The 18,837-nt window shown below is 32.4% G+C and carries 16 protein-coding genes and 1 riboswitch; of the genes, 12 read left to right on the top strand and 4 right to left on the bottom strand.

Annotation, left to right across the window (positions count from 1 at the left end):
• Nucleotides 1-14 precede the first annotated feature (14 nt).
• From kbl to N4A45_09385, 5 genes are all read left to right on the top strand, one after another.
• Nucleotides 15-1,211, top strand: coding sequence for a glycine C-acetyltransferase (kbl, locus tag N4A45_09405; protein ID MCT4665434.1), 1,197 nt, complete (start codon nucleotides 15-17; stop codon nucleotides 1,209-1,211).
• Between the two features lie 141 nt (nucleotides 1,212-1,352).
• Nucleotides 1,353-1,574, top strand: coding sequence for a DUF2795 domain-containing protein (locus N4A45_09400; GenBank protein MCT4665433.1), 222 nt, complete (start codon nucleotides 1,353-1,355; stop codon nucleotides 1,572-1,574).
• A 595-nt stretch (nucleotides 1,575-2,169) separates the two neighbouring features.
• Nucleotides 2,170-3,255, top strand: a complete 1,086-nt coding sequence (locus N4A45_09395; GenBank protein ID MCT4665432.1) for an acyl-CoA desaturase — start codon at nucleotides 2,170-2,172, stop codon at nucleotides 3,253-3,255.
• Nucleotides 3,256-3,410: 155 nt separating this feature from the next.
• Entirely contained in the window at nucleotides 3,411-5,072 is a 1,662-nt protein-coding gene (locus N4A45_09390) for a YCF48-related protein (protein MCT4665431.1), read from the top strand.
• A gap of 365 nt (nucleotides 5,073-5,437) precedes the next feature.
• The gene (locus tag N4A45_09385; protein MCT4665430.1) at nucleotides 5,438-7,243 is read left to right on the top strand and encodes a T9SS type A sorting domain-containing protein; all 1,806 of its coding nucleotides are present in this window, start codon (nucleotides 5,438-5,440) and stop codon (nucleotides 7,241-7,243) included.
• 174 nt (nucleotides 7,244-7,417) lie between these two features.
• On the opposite strand, the gene N4A45_09380 is transcribed toward N4A45_09385, so the two are convergent.
• The 3 genes from N4A45_09380 to N4A45_09370 all read right to left on the bottom strand — a co-directional run bounded on the left by N4A45_09380 (nucleotide 7,418) and on the right by N4A45_09370 (nucleotide 11,835).
• Nucleotides 7,418-8,614, bottom strand: a complete 1,197-nt coding sequence (locus tag N4A45_09380; protein MCT4665429.1) for a hypothetical protein — start codon at nucleotides 8,612-8,614, stop codon at nucleotides 7,418-7,420.
• A 550-nt stretch (nucleotides 8,615-9,164) separates the two neighbouring features.
• Nucleotides 9,165-9,869: a LytTR family DNA-binding domain-containing protein gene (locus N4A45_09375; protein MCT4665428.1), complete on the bottom strand. Its 705-nt coding sequence runs from the start codon at nucleotides 9,867-9,869 to the stop codon at nucleotides 9,165-9,167.
• Nucleotides 9,870-9,879: 10 nt separating this feature from the next.
• Nucleotides 9,880-11,835 carry a HAMP domain-containing histidine kinase gene (locus tag N4A45_09370; protein ID MCT4665427.1) on the bottom strand — a complete coding sequence of 652 codons (1,956 nt, stop codon included), beginning with the start codon at nucleotides 11,833-11,835 and terminating at the stop codon, nucleotides 9,880-9,882.
• A 261-nt stretch (nucleotides 11,836-12,096) separates the two neighbouring features.
• Nucleotides 12,097-12,188: riboswitch (TPP riboswitch) on the top strand.
• Between the two features lie 52 nt (nucleotides 12,189-12,240).
• Here N4A45_09370 and thiS point away from each other — a divergent pair.
• From thiS to N4A45_09335, 7 genes are read left to right on the top strand one after another with little or no spacing between them, the layout of a single operon-like run.
• On the top strand, nucleotides 12,241-12,444 hold the full coding sequence (gene thiS / locus N4A45_09365) for a sulfur carrier protein ThiS (protein ID MCT4665426.1): 204 nt from the start codon (nucleotides 12,241-12,243) through the stop codon (nucleotides 12,442-12,444).
• Nucleotides 12,445-12,456: 12 nt separating this feature from the next.
• Entirely contained in the window at nucleotides 12,457-14,322 is a 1,866-nt protein-coding gene (gene thiC, locus N4A45_09360; protein ID MCT4665425.1) for a phosphomethylpyrimidine synthase ThiC, read from the top strand.
• 57 nt (nucleotides 14,323-14,379) lie between these two features.
• Nucleotides 14,380-14,946 carry a thiamine phosphate synthase gene (locus N4A45_09355; GenBank protein MCT4665424.1) on the top strand — a complete coding sequence of 189 codons (567 nt, stop codon included), beginning with the start codon at nucleotides 14,380-14,382 and terminating at the stop codon, nucleotides 14,944-14,946.
• The gene (locus N4A45_09350) at nucleotides 14,922-15,680 is read left to right on the top strand and encodes a hydroxymethylpyrimidine/phosphomethylpyrimidine kinase (protein MCT4665423.1); all 759 of its coding nucleotides are present in this window, start codon (nucleotides 14,922-14,924) and stop codon (nucleotides 15,678-15,680) included. The genes N4A45_09355 and N4A45_09350 overlap by 25 nt, the downstream gene beginning before the upstream one ends.
• On the top strand, nucleotides 15,677-16,321 hold the full coding sequence (gene thiE, locus N4A45_09345; protein MCT4665422.1) for a thiamine phosphate synthase: 645 nt from the start codon (nucleotides 15,677-15,679) through the stop codon (nucleotides 16,319-16,321). Before N4A45_09350 ends, thiE begins: the two co-directional genes overlap by 4 nt.
• On the top strand, nucleotides 16,296-17,063 hold the full coding sequence (locus N4A45_09340) for a thiazole synthase (protein ID MCT4665421.1): 768 nt from the start codon (nucleotides 16,296-16,298) through the stop codon (nucleotides 17,061-17,063). Before thiE ends, N4A45_09340 begins: the two co-directional genes overlap by 26 nt.
• Nucleotides 17,064-17,074: 11 nt before the next feature.
• Nucleotides 17,075-18,124 carry a nucleoid-associated protein gene (locus N4A45_09335; protein ID MCT4665420.1) on the top strand — a complete coding sequence of 350 codons (1,050 nt, stop codon included), beginning with the start codon at nucleotides 17,075-17,077 and terminating at the stop codon, nucleotides 18,122-18,124.
• 28 nt (nucleotides 18,125-18,152) lie between these two features.
• On the opposite strand, the gene N4A45_09330 is transcribed toward N4A45_09335, so the two are convergent.
• Complete coding sequence (locus N4A45_09330) at nucleotides 18,153-18,431, bottom strand: hypothetical protein (GenBank protein MCT4665419.1); 279 nt, start codon at nucleotides 18,429-18,431, stop codon at nucleotides 18,153-18,155.
• Between the last annotated feature and the right edge of the window lie 406 nt (nucleotides 18,432-18,837).

Here is an 18,837-nt window from a genome sequence, read left to right as displayed (position 1 = left end):
AAAACATATTCATTATGTACGGAAAAACGAAAAACTTCTTACAAGAAGAACTCAAAAATATAGATGAAGCAGGCTTGTTTAAACGTGAAAGAATCATCACTTCAGAACAAGGAGCCGAAATCACAATTAGTACAGGAGAAAAAGTACTAAACTTTTGTGCAAACAATTATCTAGGACTTTCCTCTCACCCAGAGGTAATTCAAGCTGCAAAAGATACTCTAGATTCTCATGGATTTGGAATGTCTTCAGTGCGTTTTATTTGTGGAACACAAGATATTCACAAAACTTTAGAAGAGAAAATAGCCGAGTTTTACCAGACAGAAGATACCATTCTTTATGCAGCAGCTTTTGATGCAAATGGAGGAGTATTTGAACCGCTTTTAACAAAAGATGATGCGATTATTTCCGATTCTTTGAACCACGCTTCTATTATAGATGGTGTACGCTTATGTAAAGCTGCAAGATATCGTTATGAAAATAACAATATGGAAGCACTAGAAGAACAATTGATAAAAGCAAATGAAGCCAATCATCGTTTTAAAGTGATTGTAACAGATGGTGTTTTCTCAATGGATGGTTATGTAGCTCAGCTAGATAAAATTTGCGATTTGGCTGATAAATATGACGCATTGGTAATGGTAGATGAATGTCATGCTGCTGGATTTATTGGTAAAACAGGAAGAGGAACAATAGAACTTTGTGATGTAATGGGACGTGTGGATATCATCACAGGTACGCTAGGTAAAGCACTTGGTGGAGCAATGGGAGGTTATACCACAGGACGAAAAGAAATCATTGAAATGCTTCGTCAAAAATCACGTCCATATTTATTCTCAAATTCTTTAGCTCCAGCAATTGTAGGTGCTTCAATAAAAGTATTCGAAATTTTATCTTCTACCACAGAACTTAGAGATCAACTGGAATGGAATACAAATTATTTCAAAGAAGGGATCAAAAAAATAGGACTAGATTATTTAGATGGTGATTCTGCCATTGTTCCAGTAATGCTTTATAATGCCAAAACGTCACAAATTATGGCAGATAAATTATTGGCAGAAGGAATTTATGTAATTGGGTTTTTCTATCCTGTAGTTCCAAAGGATTTGGCTAGAATTAGAGTACAGCTCTCAGCGGCTCATACTAAAGAACATTTAGATAAAGCTTTAGCAGCATTTGAAAAAGTAGCTAAAGAGATGAATTTAATTAAATAAGTTGTAATTGTTATTTATATTAGGCCTTTTAAAGGATATAACAAAGGCTTGGTATAAATTTTGAGAGAAGTTAACAGTCGAAAAATTTGAAATTTCGATTTTTGTTTTATTTTTGCGGAATTACAATAATACTGAATAGTTATGTATTGGACATTAGAACTAGCATCTTACTTAAGTGATGCACCTTGGCCAGCCACAAAAGATGAACTCGTAGATTATGCAATAAGAACGGGAGCACCTTTAGAGGTTGTAGAGAACCTTCAAGCCATAGAGGATGAAGGAGAAAATTATGAATCTATTGAAGAAATATGGCCTGATTATCCATCGGAAGAAGATTTCCTTTGGAATGAAGATGAATATTAGGCATTTTCTAAGATACTAAAGCAAAAAGGTTATTGGTCATTTGATTAATAACCTTTTTTGTTTTTTATACAACTCTAGGTAATAGAGTTTTTTATTGATGTGTGTGATTCATAAAAATACGTTTTGAATCCTGAAATCTGTACAAGACTTTTTTTATTTCTCTATCACCATGATAATCAATCATTGCTTTTATTCCCAGTCACTAGAGCAAAATATGAACACTTGAAAATAAAAAGTTTATTAGAAGAAGATCTGTTCACTTGTTTGAAATCAGCGTACTATAAATCTAAGTATGATTCGTTTTTATGTTGAATTTAGGTTAAATGAATTTTGATGAAAGTTAATTGTCAATTAACTTATCAAAAGTTACAATATATATCATCTAGATTCGTTAGTTTTACTTGCTAGATTATGAATCGAATTTATGATTAAAGTTTTTCTAAAATAAAGAAAATATATTGTGATTTGTTCGTTTTTTGGTCTTATGCCAAATAAAATTCAAAAAAGAGATTGGAAACCGATTTTTATCACTTGTTTTGGAATTCACTTACTATTTAGTAGCAATATCAAATAGAACTACAAAGAAAAACTATCTATGTCCAATAAAATTCGCTTCGCAAAAAACTCAAAAAACGATTTTAATAATACTTTGAGAAATAGAGTCAATCAATATTTTGAAGAAAATCAAATTGACCGCTATGGAAATAAGAGTATGTATATTAAAACGATAGTGATGTTCCTTCTCTATCTTGTGCCTTTTGTTTCCAGCTTCTTTGTTTTATCGAACCCGGGGTTTTATTTTTCCCTATGGGTATTAATGGGATTAGGCTTAGCTGGAATAGGACTCTCTGTAATGCATGATGCAAGTCATGGAGCATACTCTAGAAATAAAAAGTTAAATACTTTTTTATCTTACTCATTAAACTGGGCAGGAGGAGGAAGTGTATCCATGTGGGATATTCAGCACAATAAACTACACCATACCTACACCAATATTTATGGAATGGATGAAGATATATCAAGAACAAAAATATTGAAGTTTTCACCTCATGGTAAAAAGATGAAGATGCACAGCTATCAGCATTATTATGCATGGTTTCTTTATAGTCTTATGACAATTTCTTGGATTACTGAAAAAGAATTTAAGCAAATAAATGAGTTTAAAGAAAAAGGTCATATCAAAGGGAGGAAAAAATATAGAAAATTGATGACCGAAATTATCATAACAAAAGTGATGTATTACTCTGTCACACTTTTATTACCTATATTGTTAATGCCATATTCTGCTTGGTTTATTGCACTTTGTTTTTTGAGTTTACACCTAGTTGCTGGACTCATTTTAAGTCTCATCTTTCAACCAGCGCATGTAGTGCCTACTTCTCAGTTTCCATTACCAGATAAGAATGAGCCTTTAGAAAATACATGGGCAATTCATCAGTTATTAACCACATCAAATTTTTCGCCTAATAATAAAGTGTTTTCTTGGTTTGTTGGCGGACTTAATTATCAAATAGAACATCATCTTTTTCCTGGTATTTGCCATGTTCATTATAAAGATCTTTCAAAAATAGTAGAGCAAACTGCAAAAGATTTTGATTTAAACTACCATTGTGAAAAAACATGGTTTGGAGCTATTTATAACCATGGGAAAATCCTCAATAAATTTGCAAAAATGCCCTAGCTTATAACGCAAAATAAAGATTTTTTTTGTGCTTAAATGAGGTAAAATAAAAGGATAAACGATTAATCATAGTTTGTTTAATTAATTGAATTTTCTATGAAAATAGAATTATAAAAAAAATGTAATTTTGATTATTAATTCATAATATCTTTAAAATGAAGAAAATCTTACTAATTACCTTAATATTTATACTAATGATGAAAGGTAATGCACAATCAAATTGGCAAGTTTTACAGAGTAATACTTCAAATTTCCTTATAAACTTACACATTGTATCTGCAGATACTGTGTTGGTTGCTGGTGATAATTCCAGTATTTTTAGGACTGTAGATGGTGGAAATAATTGGAATATAGTTTATAATGGAAGCAACAATAGTACATGGATTTATGATATTGTACAAAACGGTAACACATTAATAGCTGTTGGAGATAATAGTTTTATTGCCAGATCTATAGATGGCGGTTCTACTTGGACTCCAATCTCATTACCAAACGCTACATTGGTCAATTTTCGTTCTGTAAAGTTTCTTTCTCAAAATGAATTGATTGCTACCGGTGGAGTTACCAATTCAACCACTCCAAGGTTTTACCGTTCATTAGATGGAGGGCTCACTTGGAATTCACAGACTTGGAGTTTTGGTATTTCATTATACCAAATAATTCAACAGGCTAATGGTGATTTGTTCATTGGAGCTTGGAATGGTAAAGTTTACAAATCAATTAATAATGGGCTGAATTGGACAGAACATGCTGTTGGTGCTTTGAATCAACAAACAACAAACTTAGCTCAAAAGCCTAATGGTGATTTGTTTGTAAATGGCTTTTTCTCTAATAGCTATTACAAATATAATAACCAAACAAATACTTGGTCAAATATTACGAATATAGCCCGACAAGATGTTCAATATGCTACATCAACATTTATAGATAATCACAATGGCTATATGGGGGGGAAGATGATCAATTCCTCACAAGGTAAAATCTATAAAACGACGACTGGTGGTGATACTCAAAATTCTTGGGTAGTAGATTATATTCATACCGATAGAATTGCGAGAGTTAAATTTTTTAATTCAAATATAGGATATGCTGTTGGGGAAAACGGAACTATTTTGAAGAAGGGTGTAGATTGTAGTTCCGGACAACAATATGTAATTTCCTCAAATGATACCTCAATATGTGTAGGGGATACGGCATACTTAGGAGCAAATAATGTTCTGAATTATTCTTGGAATAACTCTATAACGACGTCAACAAATCCAGTTAGCCCTTCTCAAGAAACAAACTATATTGTTACTGGAACGGATAATAATGGGTGTATATCATATGACACGACGACCGTATATGTGTTACCAAATATCAACCCAACTTTAGTATATGTAAATGGAACTCTTTCTTGTAGTCAAAATTATGGTATTTATGAGTGGTATTTTAATGGTGTTTTAGTATCCAATAACAAAAGTTTTGTTCCTGCTGTATCTGGAGTATATACTTTTAGTATTGGAAGTGAAAGATGTAAAACATCAAAGTCTATTTATGTTCAACTCTTAACTACAATAGAAGAAGACAAAGAAGAATCTTTTATTGAAATAGTAAATAACAAGCAAGAACTATTGATAAAAAACATATATAATCAAGGAATTTCTAAAATTCAAATATTCGATTTTAATGGAAAAAGAGTGGACTATATAGATCGATACGATTCAATTAATAATCCATCAGTTATAAATATCTCAAAATTAGAAAAAGGTATTTATTTAATTCAATTTCATTTAACGAATGGTAAAAGTATGAGTAAAAAATTCATTAAAACTTAAAATGAATTTTTAAGCTTCTTACATTCAGTTTTCACAAGCACTAATAGCACTTGCAGAAATACAAAAACCCTTGAGAAATACGAAGGTTTTTTGTTTATGATTAATTCCCTTTTTTTGGAGGACTCCATTTTATACCATTTATGGTGTTAATTTACTCATAGGTATAATGCCGATACATTGCTAAAAGCCAATTATGAACGCAGTGAAAGAAGTGGGTGATTTTAGCAAGTAATCGGTATTAATTATCAATAGATATCATGAATAATTTGTTTAAAATAATGAGGGAAATTAGTGAAATATAATATTTTATTTAGAATTATTTCGTATATTTACTTGATAATCAACAATTAATAAACCTTGTACTTATGAAAAAACATATATTATTTATTTTTGCATTTATCTTTAGTTTTCAAGTGTTTTCTCAAATGTTTGCCCAACCTGAGCTGTACCTCTTGGAGCCCGTAAATATTGCACAGAAAATCGATTCTATCATGTATAGTGAACCACAAGGTGTTTGGGGAACAAGTGATAGTGTAAACTTATTTTATAGTCCACATGCTATTACAAGTGATTTGGTTTTTTCAAACCTTGGTACAGATTCTTTAGGATGTGACACCTTTCAGATAGATATAAACAACAAAACGGTTGTGGTAAATCAAGGAGGTTGCTCAATAGAACAGAAAGCATTAAGTGCTCAAAGTGAAGGAGCACTAGCTCTTTTAGTAATTGACACAGCTGAAACATTAAAGAAAGCAAGAGGTAACCCAATGGCTTATGGTATTTTAACAGGTAATTTTTCTTCATTTGATATTAAGATTCCTGTTCTCCTTATTTCTAAGTCGAAAGGAGCTGAGTTAATTGACCAAATAAAAGTTGGAAATTGTAAGGTGTTTATGGGAAATAAGTATGGAAATAAATTACTGAATAACGACTTAATTATCAGAAAAGGTTTTGCTGCTTCTTTGCCTTATTCCAAAATGCCGCATTATATGTATGAAGATTCTAATCATCTTAAATTTTTGATTGGATCTGATATTGCAAACGTTGGAAAAAATGATATAAGCAATGTTCAGTTAAAGGCTCAAATAAAAAAGAATGGCTTCATTGTTTATGAGGAAATATCACAAGTAATAAGTCAGCTAAAAAGTGATTCTTCCTATTCATTTATATTGCCTGATTATAGTGATTCTGCTGGTTTTGAGAATTATGACCAATATATTCTAGAGTACTCGATTTTATCTGATTCAATGGATTCTGATCAAACAGATAATCATTTTAGTGATAAAATGTCAATTGGAAATGTCCAAACTTTGAGTTCATATAGTAAATTGTCTTATTGCTCAATAAATGAAGAAGATGAACTAGATCCAGATTTGTATTTTAGAAATTTATCGACATCTTCTCCAGAATACTGTATAAATTTTAAACTTCCTTTTATGAAAGAGAATATATTTTTAGTCGACAATGTAAAGTTTAATGCTTTCAATGGAACAGGGAGTATCGTAGATAAAAGTGCCGATATCAATATCTATGAGTTAGATTTGGACCCTTTAAACTGGCAAGTGAATTCTAGGACTCACCTGCAATCAGGATCTTACACTTTTCAGCATGAAAATGAAAACAAAAAAAATGTTTCCGTTTATATACCAATGAATCACTTAATACAACCTAATATACATTATCAAGTATGTGTTGCTTTTAGTACAAATTCTGAATTATTTATGGGGTATGGAAACCAGAGGGATTATGCATTTAATTACAAACATTATACTTCTGATATCACTAAGGATCAAAGTCCAAAAGCCTCACTTTTTAGTGCAACAGATTCTGATTTTGGATTTATTCATGGTTTCGGAAGTCAATTTATGCCTGCAATAGAAGTGACTATTGGGTGGATAGATGATATTGCGGAAAATGACAAATCTTCGGGTATTTTATCTCCAAACCCAGCTTCAGATCTTGTTAAAGTTTCATTAGAAAACGTAGATGAAAAAGATTTTAATATATCTGTGTATGATGCCTCAGGAAGAGTTGTTCAGTCAAAATCCTACACTAATCAAAGTGAAATGGTGGAGATAGACATTTCTTTCCTGAAAAATGGATATTATACTCTAGTGCTGGAGGGTGTTCATAAAACACGAATGGCCTATAAGTTGGTGATCAGTAAATAGAGATTTCGGAGTTGTATTATGTCTAATTATATTAAAGTTATCATAAGTTAGTATCTGAACTTTAAGGTTATAGTGAATTTGCAAAAATGCCCTAGCTTTTTGAAAAAACAAAAAAGTGAGTGTTTTATACACTCACTTTTCAATTCTTAATATTTTCTAATAGTACTATAAATTCTAAGGGCAATTTCCATCATAGGCTTCTGATAAATTGCTAGGAGGAGTAGAATACATATCAGAATCAATAGTCGTTTCTAAGGAATCTATCAATCCATTTTGTCCAACTTCTTGATGTATAAATTGATAGACACCGTGTCCAATTTCTTGAGCATCCGAACATCCGTCAGCATCTGAGTCAATGTCTTGATGATCAAAAAGCCCATCACCATCAGTATCTCTTGTGCAAATAAAATTGTCAACACCAATCATGGCATTGTTTCCGTCAATCACGATAAGTAGTCTATCATAGGCCTCAGTGGCGGTAAATTCTATATCAAAAGTTTTCCATTCTGTGGTATTATTTATTAGTGAAGATCTACCTAGTTCAGTGAAAACTGCAGGGTAACCGTTTAGTATTGCCGGTGTAAATGAGGTGAGTCCAAAATTTGGTAGGCTCATTCCCGTTTTTATTCCAAAAATAACTATAGAACCTTCGTTTATCAATACAGTAGGTAGTTGATGCTGGTAAGCTGAAAAACCAAAGAAATACCTTCCTCCGTTTACAATACTGATGGATAAATTGTTGAAAAGGGCTTCTCCTCTATAGGTTCCAGCAGAGTGAAAAATGGTGTAATATACTCCTTCTTGAGCCGTCAATAAATTTGGAGAAGAACCAGAATAAGAGTTTCCATTCTTAAACAATCCTCCAAAAGGATTCCCAGCTCCATGATTAAGGTATTCCCATGTTCTTGGATTTTTTAAATATTGTGCATTAAAGTTTTCGTACTCATTGCTTGTGAAATTTGGGTTTTGAGGTGTTTCAAAACCTGGATCACTAAGAATTCCTGATTCCATACCATCTACAATTCCGTCATTGTCGTCATCGATATCAATATGGTTAGGGATTCCATCATCGTCTATATCAGACGTTTCACAATTGGTGATATTTACCCATTTACTACTATTGTAGAATGAAATAGCTCCTTCTACACAGCAATTTTTGCAATAAACGACCAATCCCTCTTCAGGATTAGGGATGCCATTTCTTTGTATAATGGTCATTCTAGGAGGCAGAAAACCTTTTTCAGAAGAGGTAATGTCAATTATTGCGGAAGCATGTGGATTTGTTGTTCCGATTCCGACTTGTCCAAATAATATTTGATGAGAACTGAGGCTTAATACAAAAAGTATCAAGCTTAACTTTGTGCGTGTCATGAGCTTTTTTTTTGAGCTACAAAACTATTCATTGAGTGTCATTTAAAGCGATAATTAAGCTCTTGTTTGGTATATGGTTATTTTCTGCTGATAAATGGATAATGGTGCAAAATAATTGGTTTCATAACAAAAAAGTATCGAAAGGTTTTACGCTATTCGATACTTTTAAAAAGCTTATCAAACTCGCTAAATGATAAGCTAATTCTATAATATTTTTAGTATAAAATGTGATAATATCAATAACACAAATTTTGAGCTATTGGTTAAATGATAAATAGGTGCTTGTATTCGTGAATCTTTACAAAATTAAGAATAGGAGGTCTATTTTTTACATATTTTCTTCTTACTTTGGTGTCTTGCTTGGTTGATTAAATAAGTGGTATGAATTTCGGAATAAATGGTGAATTAAAAAGTAATTGGAGAGTAAAATAATCAACAGTATTTTGTTGCCAAAGGAGAAAGCATATTTCTGTTTTGTGGAAAAAAAACCATTGTAAATTATATTATTCATTGTGTGGGTAAATTAACAACATAAGGGTATTAATTTCTTTCAGGATGGTAGTTGGTTTAATACAAAGTCAAGTCGTCTTCTTGCAATGGGTAGTTTTTGGAGGTTAATCATTTCTAATTCAGGGTTTTTAGATTTGTTTAGTGACAGTATTTTATGAGTGTTTACTAAGTATTTTGCATGAATTCTAATAAAATGATTAGGCAGTTTATGTTCTATTATCTTCAAGTGCCTAGAAGAGGTAATCGTTTGATTTGCCAAAAAAACATTTGTATAGGATCCATCTGCTTCAAGATACAGAATGTCTTCTGTTTTGATAAATTCAATTTTATTGGCCGTATGTATTGAGATAACTTCGAAAGCTTTACTTTTTAAGCTTTCAAGGAATTCAACCCCCGAAAATATCAATTTATTTAATTCTAAAAGTTGAATTGGTTTCACTAAATACCCAAAAGGACGAAAAGGAATTGCTGAAATAGCAAATTCTTTTGAAGACGTGGTGAAAATAATAACCTTTTCATTATATTCTTTTTCATATAGAAAATCAAAAATTGTTCGATCTCCAAAATGAATATCCAAGATGAGTAAATCTGGTTCAAATGAATGATACAAAAACAAGGCTTTTTCCAGCGTATATGCCGTTTGTATATCAAAAGTATCAGTGAAATTTTCTTGAAGATTATTTTCTAAAATAGTTGCTTGATCAATATCATCTTCAACTATAAGAAGTTTGTGTTTACCTAACATTTTCGGGTTTCTAAAAGTAATATTCAACTGTAGTTCCTGTTCCAAAATTAGAACTAATCCTTAATTTTCCACCTATGACTTCAGCAATATCTTCACATATAGATATTCCTAAACCTTTTTTTTCAGGTTCTGAAGACCAATTTATTTTTGATCGAATTTTATCAATTTCTTCTTTGGAAAGACCAGAACCACTGTTGTAAATTTGTAAAAATTTGGAATCTTCTTTGTTATAAAAACGGATGGTAATCTTACCATTTTTCTCTGTATTTTTAACGGCATTACTCAATAAATTAGATAAAATGATTGACAATAAATTTCGATCATATATCAAATAAACTTCTAGGGGAATTTCTATGTTCAGTTGTATTTTTTTATCCTGAATCCACAAGTTGAATGGGGCTAAAACCTCCAGGACTAATAGTTTCAGTTTAAAGTTGGAAGGTGAGATATTAATTTGCTCATTATTGAGTTTTGCCCATGTTAGTAATTCTTGAACAAAACGATGATTTACTTTCACCGCATTTTGTATTTGACTAACGGATTTATCGATGTGTTTATCCTCAAGATGATTTAGTTCATTTCGTAATTTTTTGGTATGAAACAGAAGCGCATTATAAGGACTTAATAAGTCATGTGAAATCATGCTAAAAAGTCTATTTTTAGTCTTATTCTCTTTTTCAAGTGCTTCATTTTTTTCAGAAATTAATTGATTATTGTGCTGAATCACTTCTGAATACTTTATTTTTTGTAGATAACGAGAATATAGAAGAATCAAAGTTATTATGGTTATCGTAACAATGAGAATTAACCATAATTTACTGTTTCGTTCATCTTCTATTTCTTGTTTTTTGAGTAGCAGATTAGATGCTAATATTTTTGCTTCTTGTATCTTTTTTTCTGTTTGATATTTTATAGACCATTTTGCATATTCTTTTTTATTATTAATGATCGCAATTGAGTCTTTATAGTTCAATAATTTTTTAGCGTATTCGTTGGACTCTTCAAAATGATTTAAAGAGTGGTGGATTTTAAAACCAGCCATGAGATATTGCTCCATTTTCCAATCGTTCTCAAAGTTTTTAATTTGAATCTTCTCAAACAAATTCATTGCCTTATTAAACTGATTTTTTTTTATAAATAAATCTATTAACTGTATTTGAGCAGTTGCTATATGAAATTCTTGATCTAAAGAATCGGAAATATATAATAGTTTTTGATAGAGGTGGAAAGATTTTTCTGAATCAAAATTAAGATAGGCATTCGCTTCAGCTACCAGAAGTTGCAGCTCATAGTAGTCATTGGTTTTTTTTGAAAATGCTTTTAATTGTTGGATAATCTGTTCATTTTTTTTTAAATCACCAGTATAGTTCAGCTCCATTATTTGATAGACATACTGAAGCATTGGCGGAATTTTTTTAGGGTAAAGGTTTTTAATTTTATGAAAATCAGAAATATATTTTTTTGCCATTGTGGTGTCACCTAAATCATCAAAAAGACTCAGTAAATTATAATTTGCCACTAATGTGTCTAATAAATTCTTTGCATAAGATTTACTTTTTAATCGATATTTAAGCGCTAAATCATATTCATTTTTTCTCCAAGAAATGATAGATAATGTAGCATAACAATCTAATAAAAGTTCAGGACAATTTTCTAAAGACCATTTTTTTGCTATAGCTATGTGGGAAAGAGCTTTTTGATATTCTTGAATGTTTTTATATCTATTAGCCAGTAGGATATGGGTTTTGCCAAAGAATTTACCAAGATCTAAGGATTTATTTTGTACTATCGCTTCAAATTTTTGAATAGAATTTAGGATATTTTTATCCATAAAAGCAGCTTTGATTTCCCGCTCCAAAGCATGAGTAGTATCCAGTTTGTTTGGATTGAAATTAGGAGTACAATCTTGAGCATTAATGGTCAATGTGTATATCGAAAAAAGAAAAATATATAGGAATTTCATCATAAAAAAAAATGAACGATTATGAACCAGTGGAGAACAAAGATACGTGCAAATTTATTTATTCATAAAATTGCCTTACAATTGATTGTAATGTTCCCTTGGATTATTCAAGTTATCAATAAGCAAGTATCCTAGTCGTGAATAATCGAGTAATTTGATAGAGGTATTGATCCTAATCTATTTTTATTAGAAAGACTAAGAAAAGCCTTCCTCATTGGAATTTTTATAAAAATGAATCAAAGTCTCAAATATTCCTTAATTTTACAAAAACTTTAGGGGTGTCTGTTTAGGACTGAGAAATACCCTCCGAACCTGATTGAGCTTATACTCACGTAGGGAAAAGTTGTTCATTTCTCAATAGATATCGATCTATACACCTTTGTTTTTGATAGAAAACATCAAAGGCAGATGAAAATCACCATTAATCAAGAAGAAAAAAACATTCCCGATAATACCACCATTACGCAGTTAATGGAACTTTTGGAAATGCAAAACAAAACAGGAATTGCCGTGGCAGTGGGTACAAAAATCGTTTCTCAAAGCCAGTGGAGTACTTTTGTTATTCAAGAAAACGACATCATCAATATTATCACCGCCAGCCAAGGAGGTTAAAACACCAAAGATATGAGTAAACAAGAAAGAAAACCGAGTCAGGAAACGATTACTAGAAAACCTTTTCCGAATTCAAAGAAAATCTATGTAGCGGGAAAAATTCATAAAGATATCCGCGTGGGAATGAGGGAAATTGCACTTTCACCTACTATTGATAGAACCAGTAGAGAAGTCATTGAAGAAAATGCCCCAATTACAGTTTATGATACCTCAGGTCCTTATTCTGATTTGGAAATCGATATTGATGTAAGAAAAGGATTAGCTCCTTTAAGAAAAGATTGGATCCTAGATAGAGAAGATGTAGAACAGTTGGAGGATATTTCTTCTTTTTATGGAAGAAAACGTGCGGCAGATAGAAAATTGGATCATCTTAGATTTGAATACACCCATAAGCCACTTCGAGCTAAAAAAGGAGCCAATGTTTCTCAAATGCATTATGCAAAGCAAGGTATTATTACGCCAGAAATGGAATATGTAGCCATTCGTGAAAACCAAAGAATGGAAGAATACCAAGCTTTGAGAGAGCAACACCCTGGAGAGAACTTTGGAGCGAATACGCCTAAAGGTCCTATTACTCCTGAGTTTGTTAGAAAAGAAATAGCAGAAGGAAGAGCCATTATTCCATCAAACATTAATCATCCTGAAATGGAGCCGATGATTATAGGGAGAAATTTCTTAGTGAAAATAAATGCGAATATTGGGAATTCTGCAGTAACCTCTTCTATTGAAGAAGAAGTAGAAAAGGCAGTTTGGTCTTGTCGTTGGGGAGCCGATACCATTATGGATCTTTCGACAGGGAAAAATATCCACGAAACTAGAGAATGGATCATCCGAAATTCCCCAGTACCGATTGGAACAGTGCCAATTTACCAAGCTCTTGAAAAGGTAAATGGAGATGCTACCAAACTTACTTGGGAACTTTTTAAGGATACTTTAATTGAGCAAGCAGAACAAGGAGTTTCCTATTTTACCATTCATGCAGGAGTGCGTTTGGCATATATTCCTTGGACAGCCACCAGAATGACAGGAATTGTATCTAGAGGTGGATCGATTATGGCTCAATGGTGTTTACACCATCACCAAGAGAATTTCTTATATACGCATTTTGAAGAAATCTGCGAGATTATGAAAGAGTATGATGTAGCGTTTTCACTAGGAGATGGACTAAGACCTGGTTCGATTGCTGATGCCAATGACAAAGCTCAGTTTGCAGAATTAGAAACTCTTGGAGAACTCACTAAAATTGCATGGAAACATGATGTTCAAGTAATGATAGAAGGTCCTGGGCATGTACCATTACACATGGTTAAAGCGAATATGGATAAGCAATTAGAACAATGTTTTGAAGCTCCGTTTTACACTTTAGGACCACTTACTACAGATATTGCACCGGGTTATGATCATATTACTTCAGCCATAGGTGCGGCAAATATCGGATGGTATGGAACCGCAATGCTTTGTTATGTTACCCCAAAAGAACACCTTGGTTTGCCAAACAAAGAGGACGTTAGAGAGGGAGTAATTACCTATAAACTTGCCGCTCATGCTGCCGATTTGGCAAAAGGTCATCCTGGTGCACAAAATCGTGACGATGCTATGAGTAAAGCCCGTTTTGAATTCAGATGGTATGATCAATTTAATCTGGCATTAGATCCTGAAAAGGCATTAGAATATCACGACGAAACACTTCCAAACGAAGGGGCAAAAGTGGCACATTTCTGCTCAATGTGTGGGCCTAAATTCTGCTCGATGCGTATTTCTCAAGATGTAAGAAATTTCGCAAAAGAAAACGGAATGGAAACCGCTGAGGATATCGAAAAAGCGATGAAAGAAAAAGCTAAAGAGTTCCAAAGTCAAGGGAATGAGCTTTATAGTTAGATAAAATAGTAATTCCCCCTTTGAAGGGGGAATTATAGTGAACAATTGATATTAGTCATGACAATCCGAATCATATCAAACGAGGAGAGTATGGTAGGAGAAAATGAAACTATAAATTATCTCTTTCAGAATGGTTTGGATTTTTATCACCTTCGAAAACCGAATTGGAATAAAGAGGATTTTGCGAATTTTACTAAGGAATTTGATAGCTTTATTCAAAAGAAAATCGTATGTCATTTTCCAGAGAAGATAGGGGATTGTCTTATTCACCATTCTGTGCAAAACAAGAAAAAAGAAGGTCAATTCCATTCCTGTTCTGATCACCGTTTGGAGGAAGTTTTGGAATCTCAAAAAAACTATGAGAACCTTTTTTGGAGCCCTGTTTTTGATTCTATTTCTAAAGATAATTACTCAGCAAATGAATCTATTGATTTAGAAAAAATCCCTTCAAAATTAAGGAAAAGGATTATTGCCTTGGGAGGAGTTGAGCCTTCAAAATTTAAGGAACTAAAAGAAAGAGGCTTTAGTCAAATAGCAATTAAAGGATGGTTTTGGAACCAAAAAGACTATAAAAAAGCTTGGCAAGAGATACAAAATAGATGGCAGGAATTAGAAAGAAAATAGTGAGTATTGCTGGCTTTGACCCCAGTGGGGGAGCAGGTATTTTGGCAGACATCAAAACCTTTGAACAATTCAAATGTTTGGGTTTTGCTATTCAAACGGCATTTACAATTCAGAATGAAGATAGAATAGAAGAAGTTTTTTGGCATGCATTGACAAAAATAGAAGCTCAATTCAAGATTTTGGCAGAAAAACATCAAATAGATGCTATCAAAATCGGGATTACAAAAAATGCCGAGCAACTGAATCATATTTTGGATTTTTGTGAAAACTATTTTCCCAATGTTCCCATTGTTTGGGATCCTGTTCTCAAAAGTTCTTCTGAGCATTTGTTTTGGGATCAATCAGAGATCAACAAAATTGACTGGAACAAAATTCATTGGATGACTCCAAACTGGGATGAGGCTCAGTTACTTTTTGGTGAATTTTCAGAAAAAGAACTCATTGAAAATATTCAACAAAAAATCGATAAACAAAAAGTAGTACTCAAGGGCGGTCATCATCCAACTGCTTTGGGAAAAGATTTTTTGATAGAGAAAAAAGGAATCTATCCTTTTAATCCCAAAAAGGGAAATGCTACTCAAAAGCACGGTTCAGGATGCATATTTTCATCATCATTGGCAAGTGCTTTAGCAATGGGTTACCCAAAGATAAAAGCAGTATTAAAGGCTAAAAGCTACACTTTTGACTGCTTAGTGAGTAACGAAACCCAATTGGCTTATCATAAAAAAGGATGAAAAAAGAACATTTCGTTTTTCAGTTTATTTCTTTTCCTGATGCACAAGGAAATCATTTACCCAGTATTCAAAAAGCATTGGATTGTGGCGTACAATGGATTCAGTTACGTGTAAAAGATGACCGTCAGGAAGTAGAAAAGCAAATTGTTGAGGTTAAAAAACTTTGTCAGCAGTATCAGGCTACATTTATTTTGAATGATTATCCAGATTTGGTGGCAAAATATGATTTAGATGGTGTCCATATTGGAAAAAAAGACCTTCCAGCTAGGGAAGCAAGAGCAATTATTGGAGCTGAAAAAATATTAGGACGTACCTGCAATAATTTTCAAGACTTGGAAGACGTTCAGCGCTTACCGATCGATTATATAGGTTTTGGACCTTATCGTTTTACAAAAACCAAGGAATCTTTAAGTCCCGTTTTGGGTAAAGAGGTTTTTGGAGAACTGGCATCTTTTCGAAAACAAAAAAAAATACCCCCCATTGTAGGAATAGGAGGAATTGTTCCTGAAGATATTGCCGATTTACAAGAGTTTGCCATAGAAGGGATTGCTGTTTCGGGAATTTTTAGGCAAAAGACAGAGAAAGAATTAGAAACATTTTTAGAACAAACACAAGATGGATTTACTAAAAATAGGAGATAAAGAATTTAGATCGAGATTATTTACAGGAACGGGTAAATTTTCATCGAACCAAGAAATGAAAGTGGCTTTAGAAGCTTCAGAAAGTGAATTGGTAACCGTGGGTCTCAAAAGAGTAGATGTGCAGGATAAAGAAGATCAACTACTGGCACATCTTTCTCATAACAGAATCAACTTATTACCAAACACTTCTGGTGTAAGAAATGCAAAAGAAGCCGTTTTTTCGGCACAATTGGCAAGAGAAGCGTTGGGAACAAATTGGATAAAATTAGAAGTGCATCCAGATCCAAAATACTTGATGCCAGATCCAATTGAAACACTGAAAGCAGCAGAGGAATTGGTAAAACTAGGTTTTGTGGTGTTGCCTTATGTACATGCCGATCCTGTTTTGTGTAAACGTCTTGAGGAAGTGGGAACAGCAGCCGTAATGCCATTGGCGTCGCCCATAGGAACCAATAAAGGGATTCAGGCGGAAACCTTCTTGAAAATTATTATCGAGCAAGCGAATATACCTGTAGTAGTCGATGCAGGAATTGGAGCACCGTCAGATGCTGCCAAGGCAATGGAGCTTGGTGCAGATGCCGTTTTGGTAAATACCGCAATTGCCACAGCCCAAAATACCGAAATGATGGCTATTGCCTTTAAAAAAGCAGTAGAAGCAGGAAGAGAAGCCTTTTTGGCGAAGATTCCTAGTCAAAATAATCAAGCACAAGCTACAAGCCCTTTGACGGGTTTTTTGGATTAAAAAACTAAAAAATGATTAAAACAAATAATAGCTATATTTCCAAATTAAGTTTACAAAGAGTAGGGAATAAACACCGAAACGAATTGAGTTTTTTCACAGATTCTGAACTTAGTATCGATAAGGAAGAAGAGGTGTTGCTCAAGCGATTTTTTTTAAGCTCTTTGAGGAGTGAAGATGAGTTAATGAAGTTTACCCATCATATTGAGTTAAGCTATAATCTGGTTTATGATAATGTTAAGCAATTTTTTGATGGAAGCCTTGATTTTATAGAATTATCAAGAAAAACATTGCATCATTTATACGAAAAATCAGATCATGCACAAATTAAATCTGGTGAGGTATTTACAGTGTTTTTTGAAAATATCATGTTTGAAGAAATTACCACTCAAGCTATTGGAATTTTTAAAGTAGAAAGAAAATTAGATTACCTTCATTTTGCAGCAGATGAGGAAGATAATATGTTTTTTGAACTCAGAAAAGGAACGAAGCCTCAGAAAATAGATAAAGGTTGTTTGATTCTTAATACCCATGCAGATGACGGTTTTAGAGTCTATAGTTTTGATAATAATAGTTATGATACGATTTATTGGAAAAATTCCTTTTTAAATCTTGATTTTGTGGTCAATGAATCTTATCAAACAAAACATCATCTTGATTTATTGGTGAAATTTTCGGAAACTTTGGTGGAAGAAAATAATAGTTTTGTTCAGAAAGATTTTATCACTCAAGGTGTGAAAATGCTCAATGAAAATGAATTTGTCTCTAAAAAAATGATTGAAGAGGAACTTTTAGAGCCATTTGAAGTGGTAGAATCTTATGATGATTTCAAAAAGACTTACCGTGATGATTATGAAATAGAACTTGAAGAAGACTTTTTTGTGGCTCATGAGACGCTCAAAAAAGCCCAAAGAAAAATAAAGAGTGAAATAAAATTAGATACAAAAATCTCTATTAAAATAGATCTTAAAGAGGCAGATTCTGTGGTGGATAATATTGAAAAAGGCTATGATGAAGAACGAGGAATGAGTTTTTATAAGGTCTTTTTTAACGAAGAGGAATAATTTTATTGATGTTTCAACAATTTTGTAATCATTTTAGGAGTACAAACGTAATGATCACAAAACTGGCAATGACAATTCCATAAATGATCAATTCCTTTCTTTTTTCAGCTTTTGCACGTAAACGAATTTGTTTCTTTATTTCAGTAAGTTCTTTTTCAGATACGGTTTTGAATTGTAAGCGTTCTGTTTTTTCATTGTAAATCCCAGAACGGTTATTCTCTTTGAATTTAGACCGATTTGACGGACGTTGAGCCCGGTTTGCTTTCATTCGGTTTATCATATCAATTACATGTCCTCCAAAGCTCATATTATTCTGTTTTTGATGTTAATTTGTTATGGTTGTGTTGGTTTTTAAGAATGTACATTGCTGTTAATTATGCTATATTTTGATTCATAAGATATATATTTCTTAAATAACACGTATTCTCAAATTTAACGAATAAATTGTATTTTCCGAATACAATATCCTGATCTACTTATAAATTCATTTTTTCTTATGCAGAATGTGTGTTTTTTCAAAGCCATTCGTATTTACATTTTGGTAAGTCTCTAAATTCAGATGAGGTGAAAATAAAATGATCAATTAACTTAATAATCTTCATAAGATTGAAAGCTTTTTCAGTTTCTAAATGAACAGTATTACTTGTCCACTTGATTTCTGTTGTATTTCCTTTATAAATGAATTTTAATTTATATTCAGGCTCAGGTATAAT

Source organism: Flavobacteriales bacterium, from assembly GCA_025210805.1.
Lineage (GTDB): Bacteria > Bacteroidota > Bacteroidia > Flavobacteriales > CAJXXR01 > JAOAQX01.
Note: the sequence above shows the minus strand (reverse complement) of the source record. Positions and strands in the feature narration are given on the sequence as shown.